At 73.9% G+C, this 24,995-nt stretch carries 19 protein-coding genes; 17 read left to right on the top strand and 2 right to left on the bottom strand.

Annotation, left to right across the window (positions count from 1 at the left end):
- Positions 1-13 precede the first annotated feature (13 nt).
- Positions 14-211 (bottom strand): hypothetical protein, encoded by a 198-nt coding sequence (locus tag ACIOJE_RS00695; protein WP_280675707.1) that lies wholly within the window; start codon positions 209-211, stop codon positions 14-16.
- Between the two features lie 200 nt (positions 212-411).
- On the opposite strand from ACIOJE_RS00695, the gene ACIOJE_RS00690 reads away from it, so the two are divergent.
- From ACIOJE_RS00690 to ACIOJE_RS00615, 16 genes are all read left to right on the top strand, one after another.
- Positions 412-897 carry a carboxymuconolactone decarboxylase family protein gene (locus ACIOJE_RS00690; protein WP_280675710.1) on the top strand — a complete coding sequence of 162 codons (486 nt, stop codon included), beginning with the start codon at positions 412-414 and terminating at the stop codon, positions 895-897.
- Positions 898-1,068: 171 nt separating this feature from the next.
- The gene (locus ACIOJE_RS00685; RefSeq protein ID WP_280675712.1) at positions 1,069-1,713 is read left to right on the top strand and encodes a class I SAM-dependent methyltransferase; all 645 of its coding nucleotides are present in this window, start codon (positions 1,069-1,071) and stop codon (positions 1,711-1,713) included.
- On the top strand, positions 1,710-2,294 hold the full coding sequence (locus ACIOJE_RS00680; RefSeq protein ID WP_280675713.1) for a TrmH family RNA methyltransferase: 585 nt from the start codon (positions 1,710-1,712) through the stop codon (positions 2,292-2,294). Before ACIOJE_RS00685 ends, ACIOJE_RS00680 begins: the two co-directional genes overlap by 4 nt.
- A gap of 138 nt (positions 2,295-2,432) precedes the next feature.
- A complete protein-coding gene (locus ACIOJE_RS00675) occupies positions 2,433-3,326 on the top strand; it encodes an ABC transporter ATP-binding protein (protein ID WP_400772448.1) in 894 nt (297 codons plus the stop codon).
- Positions 3,323-4,900 carry an ABC transporter permease subunit gene (locus ACIOJE_RS00670; RefSeq protein ID WP_400772446.1) on the top strand — a complete coding sequence of 526 codons (1,578 nt, stop codon included), beginning with the start codon at positions 3,323-3,325 and terminating at the stop codon, positions 4,898-4,900. The genes ACIOJE_RS00675 and ACIOJE_RS00670 overlap by 4 nt, the downstream gene beginning before the upstream one ends.
- 98 nt (positions 4,901-4,998) lie before the next feature.
- Complete coding sequence (locus tag ACIOJE_RS00665; RefSeq protein ID WP_280675719.1) at positions 4,999-5,931, top strand: 3-oxoacyl-[acyl-carrier-protein] synthase III C-terminal domain-containing protein; 933 nt, start codon at positions 4,999-5,001, stop codon at positions 5,929-5,931.
- Positions 5,932-6,006: 75 nt separating this feature from the next.
- The gene (locus tag ACIOJE_RS00660; protein WP_280675721.1) at positions 6,007-7,407 is read left to right on the top strand and encodes an ATP-grasp domain-containing protein; all 1,401 of its coding nucleotides are present in this window, start codon (positions 6,007-6,009) and stop codon (positions 7,405-7,407) included.
- A 2-nt stretch (positions 7,408-7,409) separates the two neighbouring features.
- Positions 7,410-8,696, top strand: a complete 1,287-nt coding sequence (locus ACIOJE_RS00655; protein ID WP_280675723.1) for a type III PLP-dependent enzyme — start codon at positions 7,410-7,412, stop codon at positions 8,694-8,696.
- Between the two features lie 47 nt (positions 8,697-8,743).
- Positions 8,744-9,010, top strand: a complete 267-nt coding sequence (locus ACIOJE_RS00650) for an acyl carrier protein (RefSeq protein WP_280675725.1) — start codon at positions 8,744-8,746, stop codon at positions 9,008-9,010.
- A gap of 2 nt (positions 9,011-9,012) precedes the next feature.
- Positions 9,013-9,906: a hypothetical protein gene (locus ACIOJE_RS00645; RefSeq protein ID WP_400772444.1), complete on the top strand. Its 894-nt coding sequence runs from the start codon at positions 9,013-9,015 to the stop codon at positions 9,904-9,906.
- Entirely contained in the window at positions 9,903-10,625 is a 723-nt protein-coding gene (locus ACIOJE_RS00640; RefSeq protein WP_400772442.1) for a hypothetical protein, read from the top strand. The genes ACIOJE_RS00645 and ACIOJE_RS00640 overlap by 4 nt, the downstream gene beginning before the upstream one ends.
- Positions 10,622-11,782 carry an acyl-CoA dehydrogenase family protein gene (locus ACIOJE_RS00635; protein ID WP_400772440.1) on the top strand — a complete coding sequence of 387 codons (1,161 nt, stop codon included), beginning with the start codon at positions 10,622-10,624 and terminating at the stop codon, positions 11,780-11,782. Before ACIOJE_RS00640 ends, ACIOJE_RS00635 begins: the two co-directional genes overlap by 4 nt.
- A gap of 203 nt (positions 11,783-11,985) precedes the next feature.
- A complete protein-coding gene (locus tag ACIOJE_RS00630; protein WP_400772438.1) occupies positions 11,986-12,561 on the top strand; it encodes a 4'-phosphopantetheinyl transferase family protein in 576 nt (191 codons plus the stop codon).
- A 153-nt stretch (positions 12,562-12,714) separates the two neighbouring features.
- A complete protein-coding gene (locus tag ACIOJE_RS00625; protein ID WP_400772436.1) occupies positions 12,715-14,940 on the top strand; it encodes an MMPL family transporter in 2,226 nt (741 codons plus the stop codon).
- A 243-nt stretch (positions 14,941-15,183) separates the two neighbouring features.
- Entirely contained in the window at positions 15,184-15,474 is a 291-nt protein-coding gene (locus ACIOJE_RS00620) for a helix-turn-helix transcriptional regulator (protein ID WP_280675737.1), read from the top strand.
- 214 nt (positions 15,475-15,688) lie between these two features.
- Positions 15,689-16,369: a BTAD domain-containing putative transcriptional regulator gene (locus ACIOJE_RS00615; RefSeq protein ID WP_400669364.1), complete on the top strand. Its 681-nt coding sequence runs from the start codon at positions 15,689-15,691 to the stop codon at positions 16,367-16,369.
- A 148-nt stretch (positions 16,370-16,517) separates the two neighbouring features.
- Here ACIOJE_RS00615 and ACIOJE_RS00610 read toward each other — a convergent pair whose 3' ends face one another.
- A complete protein-coding gene (locus ACIOJE_RS00610; RefSeq protein WP_400772434.1) occupies positions 16,518-23,669 on the bottom strand; it encodes an amino acid adenylation domain-containing protein in 7,152 nt (2,383 codons plus the stop codon).
- Between the two features lie 220 nt (positions 23,670-23,889).
- On the opposite strand from ACIOJE_RS00610, the gene sbnA reads away from it, so the two are divergent.
- Entirely contained in the window at positions 23,890-24,927 is a 1,038-nt protein-coding gene (gene sbnA / locus ACIOJE_RS00605; protein WP_280675742.1) for a 2,3-diaminopropionate biosynthesis protein SbnA, read from the top strand.
- The last annotated feature ends 68 nt before the right edge of the window (positions 24,928-24,995 follow it).

Raw genomic sequence — 24,995 nt, 5'->3', positions numbered from 1 at the left:
GCCTGCCAGGCGGCTACTCGCGGTACTCGTCCTCGTCGAGTTCGACGACGCGGCTCTGCTCGGCCGCGTCGGCGACGTCGGTGGCCGGGTCGGCGCCGAGGGCCCGGCGTTCGGCCACCTCGTCGTACTCGTCGCCGTCGGGCGCCGCGTCGTCGGGTTCGACGGTCTCGACGGCCTCGTCGATCAGGTAGTCCTCGTGATTCTGCGGCATGGCGTCCGTCCTCGCTGTTCGGAGGCTCCCACGGGCCCGGGTGGCGGTACTGGCAGTATCCGCCGCCGGACGGCCGGGCGCGATGTGCCGCAGCCGCCCGGGTGGGTGGCCGGACCCGTCGCGACGAGGACGATTGACCCGTGAAACCGGTGCTCGAATGACCCATGGCACGGGTGCATTCCGTGCCTAGGCTCGTCGTCATGACGACGAACGAGACGAACGAGACGAACGAGACCACCGCCTCCCCGGCCCGCATCGACTTCGCCCGGACCGCCCCCAAGGTCTTCCGCGCGATGATCGCCCTGGACGCCGCCGCCCGCGACGGCCTGGACCCGGCGCTGGTGGAGCTGGTGCAGATGCGCACCTCGCAGCTGAACGGCTGTGCGTACTGCCTGGACATGCACGTCAAGGACGCCCGCAAGGCCGGCGAGAACGACGAGCGGATCTACCTGCTGCCGGTGTGGCCGGAGGCCCCGGCCGGGGTGTACTCGGAGCGCGAGCGGGCGGCCCTGGCGCTGGCCGAGGAGGTCGCCCGGATCGGCGGCGGGGTCTCGGACGCGGTGTACGCGCGGGCCGCCGCGCACTTCGGGGAGGCGGAGCTGGCCCAGCTGATCTCGGTGTGCTTCACCATCAACGCCTGGAACCGGATCAACGTGGCCACCCGCAAGACCCCGGGCACCCGGTAGCGCCCGGCGCCGCGGCGGCACCGGGCGGCGCCCGACGACACCCCGCGGCACCGGGGCCGGCGGCCCGCACGGAACGCGCCGCAGGCCACCGGGGGTACGATCGGTGCCGTACCAAGGGCTTACCCACACCCACCCGGTGGCCCCGAGGCCCTTACGAACGACGGGGAAATCATGTCCGGCTCGCACTACTTCACCGGTGCACCCGAGGTCGCCAGCGAGCGCCGGCCGATCACGGTCTCCCTGCCGGACCTCACCCTCGAACTGACCACCGACGCCGGGGTGTTCTCCCGCAGCCGGCTCGACCCGGGCACCCGGATCCTGCTGGAGCACGCGCCGCCCCCACGGGTGCGCGGCCCGATCCTGGACGTCGGCTGCGGATACGGTCCGATCGCGCTGACCTGGGCGAGCCGGCGCAAGCGCCTCCCGGTCTGGGCGGTGGACGTGAACGAGCGCGCGCTGGAGCTGGTGCGGCTGAACGCCGAGGCACTGCGGCTGGGCAACGTCCAGGCCGCGCTGCCCGAGGACGTCCCGCAGGACGTGCGGTTCGCCACGATCTACTCCAACCCGCCGATCCGGATCGGCAAGGCCGCGTTGCGCCGGCTGCTCGTGCACTGGCTCGGCCGGCTCACCCCGGACGGCTCGGCGTTCCTGGTGGTGCAGAAGCACCTGGGCTCGGACTCGCTGCAGAAGTGGCTGACCGACCAGGGCTACCCGACCAGCCGGGTCGCGTCGGTCAACGGGTTCCGGATTCTGGAAGCACGGCCCCGCCCTGATTCGGGCGAGGGCACGGAGAGTGGACGGGGTACGTCGACGTGAAGCAGCTGCGCGGGACCGAACTCAAGCGACTGCACCGCTCCTGGCGGCGCAGCAACGAGTTCCGGCTCGCGATGATCCTGGAGAACCTGCAGTCGCCGTTCAACGTCGGCTCGGTGGTGCGCACCGGAGCGGCGATGGGCGCCGAGAAGCTGTACCTGACCGGGGACACCCCGTCGGTGCGCTCCTCGGGCGCGCAGAAGGCCGCGATGGGCACCGACAAGTACCTGAAGGTGGAGCACTTCCCGACGGTGGCCGAGGCGGTCGCGGCGGCGAAGGCGGACGGCTTCAAGGTGGTCGGCCTGGAGCTGGCGGACGAGGCGGTGCCGATGTTCGCCGCCGAGCTGACCCCGGCGGTGGCCTTCGTGCTGGGCCACGAGGACCGCGGGATCACGCCCGAGGCGCTGGCGCTCTGCGACCAGGTGGTGTTCGTGCCGCAGCTGGGCCGGGTCGGCTCGCTGAACGTGTCGGCGGCCGCGACGGTGGCCTGCTACGAGGCGCGCCGCCAGGGCTACGCGATCAGCGGCGCCCCGGACGGCTTCGACCTCGGTGAGGCCGACCTCGGCGGGGCCGACGACGAGTAGGACCTGACCGGGACGAGTAGGACCTGACCGGACCGACGGAGGGGTGTGCCGAAAGGCCCACCCCTCCGGTCGTTTCCGCCCGGTATCTCTGCCGAACGGCAGATGTGCGTGGCCGCCCGCGCCGGAAGCATGGCGGGCGTGACGGAACTCCAGATCCTCGACCTGACCAAGGAGTACCGCCGCGGCAAGCGCGCGGTGGACTCGTTCTCGCTGACGCTGCGGCCCGGCGTGCTCGGCCTGCTCGGCGCCAACGGCGCCGGGAAGTCCAGCCTGATGCGCATCCTGGCCACGGTCACCCGGCCCACCTCGGGGCGGGTGCTCTGGGAGGGGGCGGACATCACCCGGCGGCCCGGCCCGCTGCGCCGTACGGTCGGCTACCTGCCGCAGGACTTCGGCGTCTACCCGCAGCTCACCGCCCGCGAGTTCCTCGCCTACCTGGCCGCCGCCAAGGGCCTGCGGCACCGCGTCGCGAGGGCCCGGATCGACGAACTGCTCGACCTGGTCAACCTGTCGGGCGCGGCCGGGCAGCGGCTGGGGACGATGTCCGGCGGGATGCGCCAGCGGGTCGGCATCGCGCAGGCGCTGCTGAACGACCCGGCGCTGCTGATCGTCGACGAGCCGACGGTCGGGCTGGACCCGGAGGAGCGGCTGCGCTTCGGCGGCCTGCTGACCGGGCTCGGCGCCGACCGGATCGTCGTGCTGTCCACGCACATCGTCTCCGACGTGGCCGCCACCGCCGACCGGATCGCCGTGATGGGGCACGGCCGGCTGCTGCACCACGGCACCCCGGAGGAGCTGCTGCGGGGCGCCCGGGGATCGGTCTGGGAGCTGACCGTGGCCGCCGACGAACTCCCGTCGCTGCGCTCGCGGTTCCTGCTCGGTGGCACCACCCGCACCCCGCAGGGCGTCCGGGTGCGGGTGCTGTCCGGGCACCCGCCGGCGCCGGGGGCCGAGCCCGTCCCGCCCCGGCTGGACGACGCGTACCTGCTGCTCGCCGCCGCCCCGGCCGGGTCCGAGCGGGTGGCGGCATGACGACCGGCCTCTGGGCGCTCGCGCTCGCCGACTTCCGGGAGCGCCGCCGTCGGCCCGGGTACCTGGTCGTGCTGCTCGGCACGCTCGCGCTCGGACTGCTGGCCGCGCCGGTCGGCGACTCGCGCTGGGAGGTGTTCCAGGTCACCGACCTGCACGGCCGCTACACCAGCGGCTACGTGGGGACGGTGACGGCGCTCGGCGGCGCGGTCTGGCTCTCACTGGCGGGCTTCGGCATCGCCCGGGGGGCGATCGGGCGGGACGAGCAGAGCGGTGTCGGCCGGCTGCTCGCCGCCACCCCGCTGACCCGGGTCGCCTACCTGGCGGGCAAGTTCGGCAGCAACCTGCTGCTGTTCGGCTCGATGCTGCTGGCCCTGGCCGGGACGGCGCTCGCCGTGCAGCTGGTCAAGGGCGACTCGGGGCACATGGACGTGCTGCGGCTGCTGCTGCCGTACGTGCTGATCACGCTGCCGCTGCTGGCCGCGGTGGCCGGGTGCGCGGTGCTCTTCGACACCCTGCCCGGGCTGCGCGGCGGGCTCGGGGCGGCGGTGTGGTTCGCGGTCTGGCTGGTCGCCGTACTCGGCGCGCAGGCGGGCGGCGGGCCGGACCTGCTGGGCATGCGCCGGATCACCGCGTCGATCCGGGAGTCGATCGCGGCCGGCGGGCGGCCGGCCGACGGCGTGGAGTTCGGGGTCGGGCTCACCGCGGACAACCGGGTGCTGGGCACCTTCGACTGGCCCGGCCTCGGGCCCGGTGAGGCCGGCGCACAGGTCCTCGGGGCGGTGCTGCTGACCTCCGTCGCGGTCGGGCTGGCGCTGCTCGGGGCGCTCTGGTTCCGGCGCTTCGACGGGGCCGGGCCGCGCCCGGCCGCAGGGGCGTCCGAAGCCGTCCGGTCCGGGGGCCCGGCACCCGAGGCCGGGCCGGCCGCCTTCGCGCTCGCCCCCGGACGGCTGGCCCCGGGCCGACCGGCCCCGGCCCGCCACGGCGGCACGGTGGCGGCCGCCCTGCTGGGCGAGCTGCGGATCCTGGTGCCGGGCCGGCGGCTGTGGTGGGCCGGGGCGGCCGCCCTCGCCGTGCTGGCGGCGGGGGTCGCGCCGGACGGCCCGAGCCACCCGGTGCTGCCGTTCGCGATGCTCTGGCCGGTGCTGGTGTGGTCCCGGCTGGGCCACCGGGCCGGCGGCGGCAGCACCGCCGAGCTGCTCGGGGCCTGTCCCGCGCCGGTGCGCCGGGGGCTGGCCGTGCTGCTCGCCGGGGTCGTCCCGGCCCTGGCCGTGGTGGCGGTGCCCGCCGTCCTGCTGCTCACCGCCGGGCAGCCCCGGGCCGCCGCGGGCGCGCTGGCGGGCGCGCTGCTGGTGCCCGCCCTGGCGCTGCTCTGCGGGGCCGTCACCCGGGGCCCGCGGCTGTTCCAGTCGCTCTACCCGATGCTCTGGTACGGGATGATCAACCACGTCGGCGGACTGGACTTCCTCGGCGTCTCCGGGGAGCGCGCCCCGGCCCCGGCGGCGGTCGCCGCCGTCGCCGCCGCCCTGGCACTCGGCGCGCTCGCCCTGGACACGGCCCGGCACGCCGCGCGATGAGCGCCACACCGTCCCGGGGATCCGGGCCGACCTGCCGGGAGAGGGGTGGTCAGCGCAGCGTCAGCTAAGCGTCAGCGCTCCAGGCGACTGTAGTTGGCATGACGTCGATCACGGCAGTCTCCAGCTGTCTTCCCGACACCATCCCGATTGCGCGCTTCCAAAAGGAACTCCAGCTGACGGATGTGCAGCTCCGGCGCTACCAGCGCTTCTACGGGCTCGCCGAGGTGTGCCGCGACCCCGCGGCCACCGAGACGGAGCTGCTGCTGCGCGCCGCCACCAAGCTGGTGGAGCTGCGCGGACAGGAACAGCGCGTCAAGTACGTCCTGCAGGCCCGCACCATGCCGGCGCCGCTGCCGTACCCGATGACCTCACTGCGGCCGCTCCAGGTCGAGCTCGGCCTGGAGCACGCCGCCGGGTTCGTCGTCTCGCACCACGCCTGCGCCTCCGGGCTGCTCGCGCTGGATCTGGCGGGCACCCTGCTGGCCGCCGACCCGGACCCGGACGCGCTCGCCCTGGTCCTGGCCGGGGAGAAGGCGGCCACCGCCCAGACGCAGTCCATCCCGGACGTCACCGTCATGGGCGAGGGCACGGTGGCCTTCCTGGTGAGCGCGGACCGCACCGGCTCCGACCGGATGCTCGGCTACGCGACGCGCACCCACACCCAGTTCGGCGACGAGTTCATCATGGGCGACGCCGCCGCCAAGGAGTTCCAGGACCTGTACGGCCCCGGCCTCTGCGAAGTGATCGGCGCCGCCCTGGAAGAGGCCCGCTGCGGCCTCGACGAGCTGGCGCTGGTGCTGCCGCACAACGTCAACCGGCTGTCGTGGATCGGCGTGTGCAAGACACTCGGACTGCCGCTCGACAAGGTCTTCCTGGACCTGATCGGCGAGACCGGGCACTGCTTCTGCGCCGACCCCTTCATCAACCTGCAGAAGGCCACCGAGCTGGGGCGGCTGCGCCCCGGCGACCGCTACCTGATGACCAGCGTGGGGCTCGGGGCGACCTTCGCCGCCATGGTCTTCGAGCACTGAGGGCCGCCAGGCCCTGAGCCCGCCGCGCACCCCGCGCACCGCGCCCGAGCGCACACGAGAAATGACGAGGTCGACATGCATCTACCGTCCTCCGGCTTCAGCGCGCGCCTCAAGCGCGCCGTGACCGGGTCCGCGGACACCCCGCTGGTGTTCCTGGGCAACTTCGAGGTGGAGAACCACTGGGCGCTCGGCGAGCCCGCGCTGCCCCGGGTCGCCTCGCACGCGGGCAGCGCGGTGGTGAACCGGATGGACGAGTTCGCGCTGCTGCTCGGCGGCAAGAACGACCACGTCGTGCTGAAGACCGCCCTGGACGAGGGCTACCGCGGCTACCTGGAGGGCCTCGGCCTGGAGCTGCCCACCGTGCACGTGGTGGCCGACCAGGACCCGCAGCGCACCGTCAGCGAGGACGCCCTCGCCGACCCGGAGCTGCTGCGCGCGCTGTCCGCCGTCGCCGGCGAGGGCGCCCGGCTGACCGCGCACGGGATCTCCACCGTCGAGGAGGAGCTGGCCGAGCGCACCGGGCTGCGGCTGGGCGCCCCGAGCGCCGCCGTCTGCAAGCGGGTCAACAGCAAGGTGTACAGCCGCCGGCTCTCCGACGAGCTGGGCATCCGCCAGGCCCGCGGCTGGGCCTGCGAGACGCTGGAGGAGCTGGCCGAGGCGGTGGCCGCGGCCGGCGAACTCCTGGCGTCGGGCCGCAAGGTGGTGCTGAAGGACGCGTTCGGCGTGTCCGGCAAGGGCATCGTCGTGCTGGACAGCGAGGCCCGGCTGGGCCGGCTGCACCGGATGGCCGTCCAGCAGGCCGAGCGCGCCGCCAAGGCCGCGGGCGGGGCCCCGCGCACCGCGCTGGTGATCGAGGAGTGGGTCGCCAAGCGCTGCGACCTCAACTACCAGTTCACGGTGGGTCGGGACGGCTCCACGCACTTCGACTTCGTCAAGGAGCTGCTCACCGAGAACGGCGTCCACAAGGGCCACCGGATCCCGGCCCGGCTGACCGGGGCGCAGGTCGCCGAGATCTCCGCGACCGCGCTGCGGCTCGGCGAGCGGCTCGCCGCCGACGGCTACTACGGCGTGGTCGGCGTCGACGCGATGGTCGACCCGGACGAGGGCCTGTACCCGGTCATCGAGATCAACGCCCGCAACAACATGTCCACGTACCAGAACGTGGTGCACGAGGGCGGCCTGGCCGGGGCCGACGAGGTCGCCGTCGCCCGGCACTTCCCGCTGCGCCTGGCCCGCCCGCTGCCCTTCGCCGAGCTGGCCGAGGTGCTGGACGGACTGCTGCTGACCGAGCGGGGCGCGCGCCCGCGCGGCCTGTTCGTGAACAACTACGCCACGGTGAACGCCGCCGCGGGCACCGACGCGGACGGCTTCGAGGGCCGGCTGTACGGCGTGCTCGTCGGCGCCTCCGACGAGGAGATCGAGGCGCTGGACACCGACATCACCCGCCGCCTCGCGGCCTACCCGGAACGGAGCTGACCGTGAGCGTCGCATTCGAGGTGCAGGGCCTCGGGATCACCGAGCTCGCCGAGGAGTTCGGCACCCCGCTCTACCTGTACGACGGTGAGGAGATCACCACCCGCTTCCAGGGGCTGCGCGCGGCGCTGCACCCGGCGCTGGAGGTCTTCTACTCGCTCAAGGCCAACCCCAACATCTCCGTCTGCGCGCTGCTGCACAGCCTGGGCTCCCGCGCCGAGGTGTCCTCGCTGACCGAGCTGGTCACCGCGCGCCGGGCCGGGGTCGAGCCGCACGACATCATCTTCCTCGGCCCGGGCAAGAGCCGCGGCGAGGTGGCGGCCTGCCTGGACGAGGACATCCACGCGATCGTCTGCGAGTCGATCGGCGAGCTGGACCTGATCGACGAGGTGGCCCGCGAGCGCGGGATCACCGCGCGGGTCGCGCTGCGGGTCAACCCGAGCTTCTCGGTGAAGGGCTCGGGCCTGACGATGGGCGGCAAGCCGCGCCAGTTCGGCACCGACGAGGAGCTGCTGCTCGCCGAGGGCAAGGGCCTCGCCGCCCGCTACCCCAACATCCGGCTGATGGGCGTCCAGGTGTACCTGGGCACCCGCATCCTGATCGAGGAGTCCGTCGTCGAGAACACCCGGCGGATCCTGGAGCTGGCCGAGCGCCTCTCCACCGAGCTGGGCTTCCCGCTGGAGACGGTCGACGTCGGCGGCGGCCTGGGCATCGCCTACTTCGACAACGAGAAGGACCTCGACGTCGCCGAGCTGACCGCCCAGCTCAACCCGCTGATCGCGGCCTTCCGCGAGCGGCACCCGGACACCCGGATGATCATGGAGCTGGGCCGGTTCCTGGTCGCCGCCTCCGGCACCTACGTGACCCGGGTGCGCTACACCAAGACCTCGATGGGCGAGAACTTCGCGGTCACCGACGGCGGTACCAACCACCACATGGCGGCCGTCGGCATCGGCTCGTACGTGAAGCGCAACTTCCCGATGGCCGCGCTGGAGCGCCTGGACGAGCCGGCCACCGAGCCCTGGCACATCACCGGCCCGCTCTGCACGCCGAACGACGTCATCGGCAAGAAGGTCCCGATGCCGGCGCTGCGGGCCGGCGAGCTGATCGGGGTGCAGCGCTCCGGCGCGTACGGGCCGACCGCCTCCCCGGTGCACTTCCTGAGCCACGGCTACCCGGCGGAGGTGCTCGTCCTGGACGGACGGCCGCACCTGATCCGGGAGCGCGACGACGTCGAGGCGATGCTCGGCCGCCAGCGGCTCTACCGCGCCGCCGGCGACGACCAGAACTGACCACCGACCGGCCGACCGACGGCCGGGACCAGCCCAAGGAGAACAGCATGACCGACACCGCCACCACCGACGCGAAGTACGTCGACGCCGTCCGCAAGGGCCTGTCGGAGGTCCTCAACAAGGACGTCTCCGGCGCCGACGCGAGCGTCCGCCTCTTCGACGAGCTGGGCCTGGACTCCAGCAGCGCGCTCGAACTGCTCATCACCATCGAGGAGATCCTCGACGTGCAGTTCGACGCCGACGAGCTGGACATGACCCACTTCGAGACCGTGGGCTCGCTGGCCGGCTTCGTCGCCGCGGAAGCGAGCGCCTAAGCATGTTCCGCGCGACTGCGCCCGTGCGGCCCCCGGCCCCGGCCGGCGCGGACGGCCCGTCCGGCCCGGCGACGGCGACGGCGGTCCTGCCGCGGCTGGTCCGGGCCGGCGTCCACACCCCGCCGGGGCCGGGTGCGCCGTACGAGCCGGAGGGCGCGCGGGAGGACTTCTACCGCGAGCTCGGGGCGCTCTACGGGGCCGCCTTCGACCGCGGGCAGTTCGCCGACTCGGGGCGGCGCACCTCGGTGGAGCTGGCCTACGGCGCGCTCGACGCGCTGGGGCCGCTGACCGCCGAGGAGTGCCCCGAGGTGGTGGTGGTCGCCTACGCCGCACCGGACTTCGACCACTCCGAACTGGTCGCCTCCTGCGTGAAGCGGCGGCTGCCGGGCGAGCCGCTCTCCTTCGCCCTGTCCGACCAGGGCGTGCTGGCGCCGTTCAGCGCGCTGCGGGTCGCCGTGGAGTACGCCCGGCGGTGCGGCTGGTCGCGGCTGCTGCTGCTGGTCGTGGACCAGGGCACCCAGCCGTTCCCGCTGCCCGCGACCGGACCGGCCGCCGTCCACGGGGACGCGGCGGTCGCGCTGCTGATCCACTGGGACGGCGGCGACGCGGCCCCGGCCGGGATGGCGCAGGGCCGCCCGGAGCCGGCGCTGTTCGCCGACTGGGACGGTTCGGCCGCGCTGGTCGCCGGTTCCGGGCTGTCCGAGGGCGACGCTGAACTTCCGGCCCACGACGGACCGTTGATCAGGGTGGCGGCCGGACAGCCCGCCACCGGCGGCTGGGCCGCCCTGCTCGCCGCCGCCGACCGGGACCGCCCGGTGGTGGTGGCCGACTACGACCGGGAACGCGACTTCCTGGCCTACTGCACACTCGACACGGGGGAGTTGGGGGTCCGATGACGGTTCCGGCCGAGGTGCGCGAGCACTGGCGGGAGGCACGGACGAGCGCGCGCAACGACGGCCTCGTCCCCGCACTGACCCTGCTCTCCCGCGCGCTGTCCCCCGGGGTGGCGCCGCGCGGCCCGCGCGGGCACGCCGTGGTCCCGCGCGAACTCCTGGGCGATCTCGCCGAGTCGGGTGACGACGACGCGGACGGGGACCGGGACCCGGTGCCCGGCCTCGCCGTCCTGGGCCCCGCCGGCCCGCCCCCGGACCCGTCCGCCCCCGACGCCCGGAACTGGGGCACCGGGCTCGCCTGGCTGCGGCTCGGCGCGTCCGAGCGGCTGCGGGAGGCCTGCCTCGCCTACCTGGCGGCCCGGCAGGTCGAGGGCAGCTCACTGCTGCTGCAGCAGCTGGTCAAGGGCGCGCTCGCCGACGTGCTGATCGACCACCTGGAGATCGAGGGCGTCCTCGACGACCTCGCCGAGGGCCCCGGCCCGGGCGACTCCCCGCTCGCCCCCGGCCTGCCCCTGGACGGGCCGGCCCTCGCCCGGCTCCAGGCGCAGATCACCCAGGCCGACCGGGCGCTGCTGCGGCTGCTCGGCGCGTACGGTTTCACCGCGGAGGGACCGGGCCGGGCGGCGTACGCCTCCGAGCTCCTCGCCGACGTGTACTGCGGCTGGCCGCGGCCGGCCGGGGACTCCGCACCGAACGTCGACTCCCGGAAGGGGAACGTGTGATCAGCCTGCCCGGCTCGCTGGAAACCACGCACCGGTACGTGCGGCGGTGGGCCGACGACCTGCGGGCGGGCGCGCTCGAGATCGACCGGGACCCGGAAGCCGTCCACCGCTACCTGGACCTGCCCGCCGTCCGGTTCCTGGCCGGCCACCAGGTGCCGCCGGAGTGGGACCGCGCGTCCGCCGCGGCCGGCGCCGGCCCCGCGCACGGCCTGGCCACCCTGGAGCGGGTCCTGGTGAGCGAGGAACTGGCGCGCGGCGACGCCGGGATGATGCTGGGCGCGCCCGGCGCCTCGATGTGCGGGGTGCTGCTGAGCGTGCTCGGCAGCCAGGCGCAGAAGGACTGGGTGTACGGCCGGCTCGCCGAACGCCCCCGCTGGACCTGCTTCGCCCTCACCGAGCCCGACCGCGGCTCCGCCATCGGCGAGATGACCACCACGCTGACCCCGGTGGGCGACGGCTCGTACCTCCTGGACGGCGAGAAGCGCTACGTCGGCAACGCCGCGCGGGCCGACCTGGGCGCCGTGTTCGCCCGGGTCGCGGGCACCGAGCGGCTCGGCGTGCTGGCCGTCCTGGTGGACACCGCCGACCCCGGTTTCCGGGCGGAGCCGCTGCCCACCCTCGGCCTGCGCGGCGTCCAGCTGACCCGGATCACCCTCGACCGGGTGCACGTGCCGGCCGAACGGGTGCTCGGCTCCCACCTGCCGCCGACCCGGCGCGGGATGTGGAGCATCGTCTCGGTCTTCAACCAGCTCCGCCCGAGCGTGGCCGCGATCGCCCTCGGCATCGCCCGCGCCGCCCACGACTACGTCGCCGAGAACCGCGAGGTGCTGCGCGGCGCGGAGCGCGAGCTGTTCGAGTCGCTCGGCCAGCGGATCGACGCGGCCCGGCAGTTGACCTACCGGGCGGCCCTCGCGGTGGACCGCCGGCCGGCCGCCGGGCACCTCTCCTCGGCCGCGAAGGCGCGCGCCTGCGAACTCGCCGAGGACGTGACGATGCACGCGCTCGGTTTCTTCGGACCGGGCGCCCGGCTGGATCACCCGCTCCTCGACAAACTCGCCCGGGACGCCCGGGGCACCGAGTTCATGGAGGGGACACGGAACATCCAGAAGCTGAATCTGTTCCAGGGGCTGCACACCGGAAAGGTGGGCCGGCCCTGAACGGGACAGAACAACCGGCCGGTCGAGATTCGGTCGAGGTCTGGCAGATTCCGCTGAACGGCGGGGACCACCCGGATCAACCGGGCGGCGAAGCCCCCGGGGACGACCCGGACGGGTACCCCCGGCACCTAGAGGAGCTGCTCGACGAGCCGGAGAAGGCGCGAGCCCGGAGCGGACGACTGCCCGGGCTGCGGCGCCGTTTCGTGCTCGCGCACGCCGCCACCCGGATCGTCCTCGGCGAGCGGCTCGGCCGCCCCCCGGCCGCGCTGAGCTTCACCCGCGGCCCGTGGGGGAAGCCGGAGGTCGAGGGTGCGGCCGGCCTGTACTTCAGCCTGTCGCACTCGGGCGAGATCGCCCTGCTCGCCCTGGCATCGCGGCCGGTCGGAGTGGATGTCGAGCTGGCCCGCGCCGACCTGGACATCAACCGGCTGGCCGGTCGCTTCTTCCCACCGGAGGAACGGCGGTTGGTGGCCCGGGACGGGCACGACGCCTTCACCCGGCTGTGGACCAGGAAGGAGGCGTGCGTGAAGGCCTCGGGCGGCAGACTCACCCAGGGCATGGGGATCCCGGTCGCGCACACCGGGCGGGAGGCGACCGTATACGCACGCTCCGGGCCACTGCCCGGGCCATGGAGAGTCGCCGACCTGCCGCTTCCCGAGCAATACGCGGGGTCCGTCGCCCTGATCGGCGACGGGCCCTTTAACGTGTCCCGGCGGATGTGGTATCAAATGCCGCCTGGGGAATCCGACGGAAACCCTCGTACGTCGGCTGTCAAGTAGAAGAAACTCCCCCTCCAATCGTCGAAGTTGTACCCGTGATCATGCGACGAAGCGTCACTAGATTCAGAGACGCAGGCGCACGCCGCACCGCACCGGCCGGACTCATTGGTCAGGCTCGTGTCCGATCCGGGCATTTCTTTTGAGGAGGGGAACGTGATCGTGGAAGGCAGGAACGTGATCACCAGGGCCGCTCGGTGGAGCGCCGTCCACCCCTGGTGGGCGATAGCGCTCTGGGTGGCGTTCGTCGTGGGGGCCCTCGTGGTCGGCGGCGTCACGGGCACCCGGCAGGCCACCACCTCCGACCTCTCCATCGGCCAGTCCGGCCGGGCCGCCGCGATCGCACGCAGCGGCGGCCTCCAGGAGCGCGCGGTGGAGAACGTCCTCATCACCCCGTGGGGCGGCGGCCGGCTCGACTCCGTCCAGGCGCAGTCCGCGGCCTCGGACGCCACCCGCGACCTGAAGGCGCTCCCCGGCATCCGGGCGATCGACGCCCCGGTACCCGCCCCGAACGGCTCGGCCCTGCTGGTCCCGGTGACCCTCGACGGGGATCCGGAGACCGCCGCCGACCGGGTGCAGCCGCTCATCGACAGCGTGGCGAGGACCCACGAGTCGCACACCGAGCTGCGGATGGAACTGGTCGGCGCCGGCTCGATCAAGGCCGGGCTCAACGAGATGCTGAGCAAGGACCTCGGCAAGGCGACCGTGCTGAGCCTGCCGGTGACGCTGCTCGTCATGGTCTTCGTCTTCGGCGCCATCGTCGCCGCGAGCGTCCCGGTCGTGCTCGGCCTGTCCTCGGTGCTCGCCGGGCTCGGCCTGTGGGGGGTGGCCTCCCAACTGGTGCCCGACCCGGGGCCGGTGACCCACGTCATCGTGCTGATGGGCATGGCCATCGGGGTCGACTACTCGCTGTTCTACCTCAAGCGCCAGCGCGAGGAGCGGGCGTTGGGCGCGAACAACATCGACGCCATCGAGATCGCGGCCGCCACCTCCGGGCACTCGGTGCTGGTGTCCGGAGTGGTCGTCATGATCTCGATGGGGGCGCTCTACCTCGCCGGGCACCTCGCCTTCGAGTCGATGGCCACCGGCGCGGTGCTGGTGGTCGCCATCGCGATCACCTCCTCGCTGACCGTCCTGCCGGCCATGCTGTCCCGGTTCGGCCGCTACCTGGACTCCCCGCGGATCCCCCTGGTGTGGCGGCTCACCCAGAAGGGCGGGGTCAAGCCGCGGCTGTGGTCGACCATGCTCAAGCCCTCGCTGCGCCACCCGGTCATCGCGCTGGTGCTCTCGGTCGGTGCGCTGCTCCTCCTCGCGGTGCCCGCCCTCGGCCTGAAGCTCAAGGCCACCGGGATCGACGACCTGCCCCGGTCGATCCCGGCCATGCAGGCCAACGAGCGGTTGACCAACTCCTTCCCGAGCCAGGCGGACACCCACACCGTCGCGGTGAAGGTCCCGGCCGACCGGACCGCGGAACTGGGCACGGCGGTGGCCGCGCTGGTCGAACGCGCCGACCAGGACGAGCTCTTCGTCCATGACCCGGCGCCGGTGGTGCACACCTCCCCGGACGGCACGGTCGCCACCGTCGCGATCGGCACCCGGTTCGACAGCGGCTCCGCGCAGGCCCGCGCCTCGCTGGCCCGGCTGCGCCAGGACCTCGCCCCGCAGACCCTCGGCGCGGTTGCGGGCGCCGAGTTCGCGGTGGGCGGCAGCGACGTCGCGTTCGACGTCGACTACCGGGCGAACGTCATGCACAAGATGCCCTGGGTGCTCGGCGTGGCCCTGGTGCTGACCTTCCTGGTGATGACCGCCGCGTTCCGCTCGGTGATGCTCGCGCTGATCACCGTGGTGCTCAACGTGCTGTCCGCGGCGGCCTCCTTCGGCCTGCTCGCGCTGATCTTCCAGCACACCTGGGCGGAGGACCTGCTGCACTTCGAGTCCACCGGCCGGGTGGTCGCCTGGCTGCCGCTGATGCTCTTCGTGATCCTGCTCGGCCTGTCGATGGACTACCACGTCTTCGTGGTCAGCCGGATCAGGGAGGCGGCGCGCGGCGGACTCTCCGTCAGGGAGGCGGTCGAACAGGGCATCACCCGCACCGCCGGCGTGGTGACCAGCGCCGCGGTGGTGATGGTCTGCGTGTTCGCCCTGCTCGCCTCGCTGAACTTCATCGAGATGAAGCAGATGGGGGTCGGCATGGCCTGCGCGGTGCTGCTCGACGCGACGGTGATCCGGATCGTCGTCCTGCCGGCCGTGGTCACCCTGCTCGGCTGGAAGACCTTCTGGCCCTCGCGGCTCGCGCGCCAGACCACGACCCGGACCCCGCGGCTGCCGGCCATCGTGGTGGCCGCGGCGGCGGCCTCCGCCGCGCGCACGACCCTCCCGTAACACGGGGCACGGCCAACTCGACGGCCGGGGACGGGCTTAGCCCCTCCCCGGCCGTTTTCGTGCGTACACCCGGACGCAACCAGTCGTAACAAGGGGTTTGACGCCGACTGTCCCATGGTGGTTTGTTACGGGAGTTGTAGAATCGCATGCGCGTTCGTCGTCACGTGAGAGCCTTCCCGGCGCCGGGGGGCGCACCTGCCGGTGGACGCACCACGGGGAAGCAGGGCGGTCAGGGGGGTGGCCATGCACAGTGACGGCAGCCTCGCCTCAGCGCGCTGGCGCAATGAACTCACCCGGGTCGGGACACTGTCCGGACGGGAACGACAGGTCTTCTATCTGATCGGGGCCGGACACTCCAACCGCGGCGTCGCCGACCGACTGCACGTCACGGAGCGCACGGTGAAGGCGCACGTCGCCAACATCCTGGCGAAACTGGGGGTGGAGTCCCGACTTCAGGTGGGGCTGGTCGCACAGGTTCATCAACTCATGTACGAAGGTACATGGCCGGACGAGCCTTGCGTGTCCGATACTTGACCAGCGCGAATGATACCCAGGCTTTTCCCCTTTGTCAGGCCACCCTAAACAAGTCGACCACTGTTTGCGGTGGCAGGCCTGAGGTCGCAAGAGAAAAGCTTGTGGCTGGAGTTCATCGCTAGGGACGGGGAATTTGGTGTACATCTCCATATTAGGCCCACTATTGATCGGCGACGGTCAGCGCACCGTAGGTCTACGGGCGAAGAAGAACCGCGTGATGCTCACCATGCTGGCGCTCAACGCCGGTCAGGTGGTCGCCTTCGACGAGCTGATCGACGAACTGTGGGGGGAGGCGCCGCTCAAGAACGCGCGCAATGCTTTGCAGGCCAATGTCAAACGCATGCGCAAATCCTTGGCGGAGCTTGGTCTGGAGGGGCCGGACCAGGAGCTCATCCGCACGGTCGACAACGGATACATGCTGAACGTCTCGGAGGGCTCGGTCGACGCGTACCGGTTCCTGCGGACGGCGGAGAAGGGCGCGGGGCTGGTCGGTGACCGGCCGTTCGAAGCGATGGACACGCTCCGCGAGGCGCTCGCGATGTGGCGCGGACCGGCTCTGCTCGACACGAGCGACGGGCCTTGGTGCCGGGCTGTCGCGCTGCGTCTGGACGAGCAGCGCAAGACCGCCCGGGAGGACCTGATCTCGGCGCAGTTGCAGGCCGGTGAGGCGGGGGCGGTGGTCGCCGAGCTGAAGCAGCTGCTCGCCCAGTACCCGGAACGCGAGCGGTTCAGCGAGCAGTTGATGATCGCCCTGTACCGGTGCGGCCGGCAGTCGGAGGCCGTCGACATCTTCCACCGCACCCGGAAGTGGCTCGACGACGAGTTGGGGCTCAAGCCGAGTCGTCGTCTCCACCACCTCTACCAGGCGATCCTGATGCAGGATCCGTCGCTGTAGTCCGCCGGGGCGCGGGCAGCACGCCCCGTCGCGCCGACGGCTCCCCTCGGGGGCCGTCGGCGCTTTGGCGTGGGCGCCCCGACACCGGTGCATGCGCCTCGGCCCCGCAGCGGCCGGGCCCGGAGTCCGGGCCCGGCCGTCCGGCCGTTCAGGACCGGCGCAGCGCGGCGTCGGCCACCTCCCCGATCCGGCGGGCCGCCGCCCGGCCGAGCATCTCCTCGTGGCCGCAGGCGACGTCGCGCACCGTGAGCGGGCCGGTCAGGTGCGCGCGCCAGCGGTCGGCGAGCTCGGCGGCCGGGGCGCCCTGCACCTCGTCGGCGGCGGTGAACAGCAGCAGCGAGCCGTCGAACCGGCCCGGGGTGAACTCCCGGGCGATGTCGGTGTGGTGGCGCATCACCGCCATCAGCCGGCGGAGCTCCCCGTCGTCGATCCCGGTCCCGGTGGCGTGGTGGGCGAGGAAGGCCTCGCGGATCTCCTCGTCGGTGGGGTTGTGGTCCCCCGGCCGCACCGGGAAGACGTCCAGCGCCGCCAGGAAGGCCACCCGCTCGCCCGCCGCCTGGAGCTGCACCGCCATCTCGTGCGCGACCAGTCCGCCGAAGGACCAGCCCAGCAGGTGGTACGGGCCGTGCGGCTGCACCCGCCGGATCCTCGCCAGGTACGTGGCCGCCAACTCCCGTACGCCCTGCGGCCGCTCCCACTCCCCCTCGGGCGCGGCGACACCGTCGGACTGCAGCGCGTACACCGGCCGGTCCGGGTCGAGGTGCGGGGCCAGCTCCGCGTACGGCAGGCCGAAGCCGACGCCGCCGTGCACGCAGAACAGCGGCTCGGCGGTGCCGGTCGGCCGGATCGGCAGGACCGGTTCCAGCACCGCGGTGGGGAGCCGGTGCGAGTCGGCGGGCCGGGCGGCCGCGGCGAGGGCGGCCACCGTCTTGTGGGTGAAGACGTCGGCCAGCGAGAGGGTGAGCCCGGCCTTCGCGGCCCGGCTGACGATCTGCACCGAGCGCAGGCTGTCGCCGCCGAGGGCGAAGAAGTCCCCGTCGGCGCCGACCCGGTCGAGGCCGAGGATCTCCCCGAAGACCCCGGCGATGATCTCCTCGGCCGGCGTGCTCGGCGGCTGCTCCGGGGCCCCTACGGCGGCGGCGGACGCGGCACCGGGCGCCGGGAGGGCGCGGGTGTCGAGCTTGCCGTTCGCGGTCAGCGGCAGCGCGGGCAGCGTCACCAGGGTCGCGGGCACCATGTGCGCGGGCAGCGACTCGGCGACGAACGCGCGCAGCACCGGCACGTCGACGGCGGCGACGCCGGGCAGCGGCACCACGTACCCGGTCAGCTGGGGCACGCCGGTGGGCGAGGGGGCGACCAGCACCGCGGCCTGGGTGACCACCGGGTGGCGGACCAGGGCGGCCTCGATCTCCCCGAGCTCGATCCGGAAGCCGCGCAGCTTGACCTGGTGGTCGACCCGGCCGACGTAGTCGAGCGTGCCGTCGGCCCGCCAGCGGACCAGGTCGCCGGTGCGGTACATCCGGGTGCCGGCCGGCCCGTACGGGTCGGCGACGAAGCGCTCGGCGGTGGTGACCGGGCGGCCCAGGTACCCGTGGGCCAGGCCGGCGCCGGCGACGTACAGCTCGCCGGTGACGCCGACCGGGGCCGGGGCGAGGGCCGCGTCCAGGACGTACACCCGGTGGTTGTCCAGCGGGCGGCCGATCGGCGGGCGGCCGCCGCCCGGGCGCAGCGGGTCGCTCCAGGTGGCGCAGACCGAGGTCTCGGTCGGGCCGTAGGCGTTGCGGAACTCGACCAGCGGGGCGAAGCGGTCGACCAGCGCGGGCGGGCAGGCCTCGCCGCCGACCAGCAGGTGCAGGTCCGCGGGCAGCGCCACGTCCTCGGGCAGGCCGGCCACCACGGTGGGCGGCAGCACCACGTGGTTGATCCGGTGCTCGGCGAGCAGCGCACCCAGCACCTCCCCGGAGATCCGGCTCTCGTCGGTGGCGACCACCAGGGTGCCGCCCGAGTACAGCGAGGCGCACAGCTCCCAGACGGTGGCGTCGAAGCTGAACGAGGCGAACTGCAGCACCCGGGTGTCCGGCCCGGCGCCCATCCGCGCCCGGTGGTTGGCGACCAGGTTGGCCGCCCCCAGGTGCGGCACCGCGACGCCCTTGGGGCGGCCGGTGGAGCCCGAGGTGTAGATCACGTAGGCGACGTCCTGCGGGCTGAGCGGCCGGGTGCGGTCGGCGTCGACGGGGTTGCGGTCGGGCCGGCCGGTCAGGTCGGACCGGGTGTCGAGGGAGTCCAGGACCAGCGGGACGACGCCGTCGGGCAGCCCGGGGAGCCGGTCGGCGACCGCCTCGGCGGTCAGCACCTGGGCGGGCGCCGCGTCGCCGAGCATGTAGGCGATCCGCTCGGCCGGGTACTGCGGGTCCACCGGCAGGTAGGCGGCGCCGGTCTTGAGCACCGCCAGCAGCGCGACCACCAGCTGCGGGGAGCGCGGCAGCGCCAGCGCCACCACGTCCCCCGAGCCTACCCCGCGCTCCAGCAGCAGGTGGGCGAGCCGGTTGGCGCGCTCGTTGAGCGCCGCGTAGGACAGCCGCGGCGTCGCCGCCCCGGCCGGCACCCCGTCGGGGGCGACCACCGCCGGATGGTCCGGGTCCGCGGCCGCCAGGCCCTCGAACAGGGCGGGCAGGGTGACCGGGGCCAGCGGGACGGTCGGGCCGGACCACTCCTCCAGCAGGACCCGGCGCTCCTCGGCGGTGAGCAGGTCGAGGGCGCTGAGCGGGGCCTCGGGGGTGCGGGCGGCGGAGTCGAGCAGGGTGGCCAGGGCCCGGGCGAGGCGGGCCGCCGTCGCCCCGGTGAACAGGTCCTCGCGGTACTCCAGCCGGATGTCCAGCCCGGCCGGGGCACCGTCCGGGCCGGTCCGCTCCTGCACCTGGAAGGACAGGTCGAACTTGGCCGTGGTGCTGTCGACCGGCAGCACCTCGGCGGTGAGGCCGGGCATCGCGGGCAGCGGGTCGGCACTGTTCTCGAAGGCCAGGATCACCTGGAAGAGCGGCTGGCGGCCCATCGAGCGGACCGGGTTGAGCTCCTCCACGAGGTGCTCGAAGGGCAGTTCGGCGTGCCCGTAGGCGGTCAGGTCGGTCTCCCGGACCCGCCCGAGCAGGTCGGTGAACGCCGGGTCGCCCGAGGTGTCGGTGCGCAGCACCAGGGTGTTGACGAAGAAGCCGACCAGGTCGCGGACCGCGTCGTCGGTGCGCCCGGCCACCGGGCTGCCCAGCGGGATGTCGGTGCCCGCGCCCAGCCGGGTGAGCAGCGCCGCGAGACCGGCCTGGACGGCCATGAACAGGCTGGCGCCGCCGCGCCGGGCCAGTTCGGCGAGCCGGGCGTGGGTCTCGGCGGGCACCGTGCACTCGACCTCGGCGCCGTGGTGCCCGGCCCGGGCCGGGCGGGGGAAGTCGGTGGGCAGGTCCAGTTCCTCCGGGATGCCCGCCAGCGCCTCGCGCCAGTGCGCGAGTTCGGCACTGGCCAGGCTGTCCGGGTCCTCCTTGGAGCCGAGCAGTTCGCGCTGCCAGAGCGCGTGGTCGGCGTACTGCACCGGCAGCGGCTCCCAGCGCGGGGCGGCGCCGGCCAGCCGGGCCCGGTAGGCGTCGGAGAGGTCGCGGGCGAGCGGGCCGAGCGACCAGCCGTCGGCGGCGATGTGGTGCACCGTCAGGGCCAGCGCGTGGCGGTCCGGGCCGAGGACGAACAGCCGGGCCCGCAGCGGCACCCGGGCGGACAGCTCGAACGGGTGGGCGGCCTCGGCGGCCAGCGCCGCCGCCAGCGCGCCCGGCGGCTCCTGGGAGAGGTCCGCCACGACCAGCCGGGCGCCGGCCTGGTCGGCCTCCTCGGCGGAGAGCACCAGCTGCGAGGGCAGCCCGTCGGCCTCGGCGAAGACGGTGCGCAGGCTCTCGTGCCGGGCCACCACGTCCCCGACGGCGGCGGCCAGCGCGGCGGCGTCCAGCGGGCCGGTGAGGCGGACCGCCAGCGGGATGTTGTAGCTGCCGGTGGGGCCGTCCATCTTGTCCAGGAACCAGAGCCGCTCCTGGGCGAAGGAGAGCGGCACCGAGGACGGCCGCCGCGGCACGGCGCGCAGTGCGGGGCGGCCGGGGACCGGCTGCGCCGCGTCGGCGCCCCGGGCCGCCCCGGGGTCGAGGGCGCGGGCCAGCGCCTCGGCCGTCCGGGCGTCGAACAGCGCCCGCACCGGGACGTCCACGCCGAGCGCGGCGCGCAGCCGGTTGGCGACCCTGGTCGCGGACAGCGAGTGGCCGCCGAGTTCGAAGAAGTCGTCGTCGGCGCCGACCCGGTCGAGCCCGAGGGCCTCCGCGAAGACCGCGCAGAGCAGTTCCTCGCGCTCCCCCGCGGGCTCGCGTCCGGTGCCCGCCCGCTCGTCCGGCGGGGCGGGCAGGGCCTTGCGGTCGATCTTGCCGTTGGGGGTCAGCGGCAGATCGTCCAAGGGAACGTACACGGCAGGGATCATGTGCGTGGGCAGCACCGATGACGCCCGCTCCCGCAAGCGGTCGCGGTCGATCCCTGCCGGTACGACATAGGCGACCAGGCGGGCGTCCCCCGCCCGGTCGGTGCGGGCCGTGACGACGGCCCGCCGGACTCCGGGCTGCGCCGCGAGCACGGACTCGATCTCGCCGAGTTCGATGCGGTAGCCACGGATCTTGACCTGGTGGTCACTGCGCCCCGCGTACTCCAGGGCGGCGCCGGCCCCGTCCCAGCGGACGATGTCGCCGGTGCGGTACATCCGCGCGCCGCCCGGGCCGTACGGGTCGGCGACGAAGCGCTCGGCGGTCAGGCCGGGGCGGCCCAGGTAGCCGCGGGCCAGGCCGGTGCCGGCGAGGTAGAGGTCGCCGAAGGTGCCGTCGGGGACCGGGCGCAGCGCGCCGTCCAGGACGTACACCCGGGTGTTGGCGATCGGGCCGCCGATCGGCGGCGGGCCGGCCACGGCGGCGGTCAGCGGCGCGGCGGTGGACCAGATGGTGGTCTCGGTCGGGCCGTACACGTTGGTCACGGACGCGCAGTGCGCGGTGAGGGTGCGGGCCAGCGGCTCGGGCAGTGCCTCGCCGCCGACCAGGGCGCGCAGGCCGGCCAGCCGGGGGGCGTGGTCGACGGCGAGCGACTGCCAGAGGCTGGGGGTGGCCTGCAGGAGGGTGGCGTCCAGGCCGGTGACGGCGTCCGCCAGGGCGGCCGGGTCGCGGACCGTCTCGCGGTCGGCGACCAGCAGTTCGGCGCCGGCGGCGAGCGGGACGAACAGCTCCAGGTTGGCGATGTCGAAGCCGAAGGTGGTGACGGCGAGGAAGCGGTCCCCGGTGGTCACGGCGAAGCGGGCGACCATGTCCTCGACCAGGTTGACCAGCGCCCGGTGCGGCACCACGACGCCCTTGGGGCGGCCGGTGGAGCCGGAGGTGTAGATCACGTAGGCGGGGTGGTCGGCCAGCGGCGCCAGCGGTGCGCGCTGCCCGGGCGCACCGGGCACGGCGTCCGGCCCGTCCAGCACCCACAGCTCGCCGGTGCTCATCCCGCCCTCGTCGGCGAGGAGTTCACGCACCCGGCGGTGGGTGAGGGTGACCACCGGGGCGGCGTCCGCCAGCATGTAGCGCAGCCGGTCGGCCGGGTAGTCCGGGTCCAGCGGCAGGTAGGCCGCGCCGGACTTGAGGACGGCCAGGGCGGCCACCACCAGGTCGCAGGAGCGGTCCAGCGCGATCGCCACCACCCGCTCCGGGCCGGCCCCGGCGGCCCGCAGGGCGTGCGCCAGCGCGTCCGCGCGGTCGTGCAGTTCACGGAAGGTCAGGCGTTCCCCGCCGCAGCGCACGGCGGGCGCGTCCGGGGTGCGGGCGGCCTGCGCGTCCAGCAGCGGGGCCAGCCAGTGGCCGGACAGCGGCGTCCCGGTGGCGTTGCGGCCGTCGGTGACCGCGGCCCGCTCGGCCTCGTCCAGGACGTCCAGCCGGCCGCACGGCTCGTCGGGCCGGTCGACGGCGGCGGCCAGCAGCCGGGCGAAGCGCCGCCCGACCAGCTCGGCCTCGGCCCGGGTGACCAGCGCGGGCACGTGGTTGACCGCGAGGCCGAACGGCGTGCCCGGGAAGACCGTCAGGGTGACCGGGAAGTGGGTGGCGGAGCGGACGTCGGCGCCGACCACCCGGGGGCCGGTGCCGGTGGCCAGCGGCAGGCCGCCCATCGGGTAGTTCTGGAACATCAGGGCGGTGTCGAAGAGTTCGCCGCGCACGGCGGTGAGCTGCTGGACCTCCGCCAGGGTCAGGTGCTCGTGCGCCAGCAGGTCGGTCTGCGAGCGCTGCACGTCGGCGAACAGCTCGGCCGGGGTGCGGGCCGGGTCGACGTCCACCCGGACCGGGAGCGTGTTGGCGAACAGGCCCACCATCCGCTCGACGTCGGGGATCTGGGCCGGCCGGCCGGAGGTGACCGCGCCGAACAGCACGGTGTCCTGGCCGGTCAGCCGGGACAGCAGCAGCGCCCAGCAGCCCTGCACCACGGCGTTGACGGTCAGGCCGCGCGAGCGGGCGAAACCGGTCAGCGCCGCGGAGACCTCGGGGGTCAGCTCCAGCGGGACGGCCTGCGGCAGCGCCCCCGCCCCCTCGGCCCGGGCCCGGCCCGCCGGCACCAGCCGGGTCGGGTCGGTGACCCCGGCCAGGGCGGTGGTCCAGGCCTGCCGGGCGGCCTCCTTGTCCTGCGCGCCGAGCCAGGCCAGGTGCGCCTGGTAGCGGGCCGAGCCGGCCTCCGGTCGGTTCGCCGGCGTGCCGCCGGCCTTCAGCTCCTCGGCGAGCGCGGCGAGTTCGCCGATCAGCGAGACCATCGACCAGCCGTCCACCAGGATGTGGTGGACGGTCCAGACCAGCCGGCTGCGCCCGCCCTCGGCGCGGGCCAGGGTGAGCCGCTGCAGCGGCGGGCGGGCGAGGTCGAAGCGGCGCAGCCGGTCCTCCTCGGCGAGCCGGTCGAACTCGGCCTCCGGCCCGGCCGCACCGGCCGCGACCGCGACCTCCCGCCACGGCAGTTCGACCGACGTCGGGACGACCTGGATCGCCTCGCCGTTCTTGCGGTGCCGGAAGCAGGCCTTCAGGTTGGGGTGCCGCTCCAGGAGCAGACCCGCCGCGGTGCGCAGCGCGGCGGCGTCGGCGTCGGTCAGCCCGTCCAGGTCGAGGACCAGCTGAATGGTGTAGACGTCCGTCCCCTCACGGTCGTACTCCGAGAGAAAGAGCAGTCCCTGTTGCAGCGGCGAGAGCGGAAGGACTTCACTGATGGCGGACGGCCGATTCAAACCGGGCTCCTCGGGAAGGCCTGCAGGTGCGGAATAAGAAACGCTTTCCGATGGCGCTGACGGGCAACTGACCGGCAGCTGACGAACCGCTGACGCGCACCGCCGAACCGGCCCGAAACCCTGGTGGCGGCCCCCGTCAGCAATCCGTCAGCCCCTCGTCAGCGCCCGGCGAGAGGCTTGCCGCCGAGGCTAATTCGTTACCGAAGGCCAGGAGTCTCCAGTGCCGGTCATTTCCGCGTCGCACGAATTCGAGGTCAGCGACCTCTTCGTGAATCTGCAGCCGTTCTTCGGGCACCGTCTCTTTCTGAAAGTCGAAGGGTTCAACTTCGCCGGGTCCATCAAGCTGAAAGCGGCCCGGGAAATGGTCGCGCAGGCCGAGGCGGCGGGCGTGCTCGGCCCCGGCTCGACCCTGGTCGAATCCTCGTCCGGAAACATGGGCGTCGCCCTGAGCGTGCTCGCCGCCAGCCGCGGCTACAAGTTCATCTGTGTCACCGACTCTCGCTGCAACGAGGTCACCCGCCGCACCATGGAGTCGTACGGCGCCGAGGTGCACCTGATCACCGAGCCGCACGAGACCGAGGGCTTCCTCGGTGCGCGGATCCGCCACGTCAAGGCGCTGCTCGCCGCCGACGCGAAGCGGGTCTGGCTCAACCAGTACCTGAGCCCGGGCAACTGGATGTCGCACTACCGGACCACCGCGCCGGCCATCGCCCGCCAGTTCCCGGACCTGAACGTGCTGTTCATCGGCGCGGGCACGACCGGAACGCTGATGGGCTGCGCCCGGTACTTCCGCGAGCGCCGCCCCTCGGTGCGGGTGATCCCGGTCGACAGCGTCGGCTCGGTCACCTTCGGCGCCCCGCCGGCCACCCGGCACATCCCGGGCCTGGGCACCAGCGTGCGCCCGGCGCTGCTCGACGAGTCGCTGGTGGAGAGCGCGATCCACGTCGAGGAGACCGACACCGTCCGCACCTGCCGCGAGCTGATGCGCAGCGGCTTCCTGTTCGGCGGTTCCACCGGGACGGCGGTCAGCGGGGCGCTGCGCTGGCTGAACGAGCACTACGGCGACGGCGCGGGCGGCGTGCGCGAGCGGGTGACCGCCGTGACCATCTCGCCGGACCTGGGCGAGCGCTACATGGACACCGTCTACCACGACGAGTGGGTCCGCGGCTCGGTCGGCCCGGAGGGCCTGCTGCCCGGGGTCGAGCACCGGGGGCTGGGGACGGGCGTCGCCGCCGGGCTCCAGACCGTGTCCGGCTGAGCGGACGTACGGGGCGGGGTCGGCGGTGTCAGAGGTCGAGAGTTTCGAGGCGGGGCTGAGGCTGAGGA

This window comes from Kitasatospora sp. NPDC087861 (genome assembly GCF_044742585.1).
GTDB lineage: Bacteria > Actinomycetota > Actinomycetes > Streptomycetales > Streptomycetaceae > Kitasatospora.
Note: the sequence above shows the minus strand (reverse complement) of the source record. Positions and strands in the feature narration are given on the sequence as shown.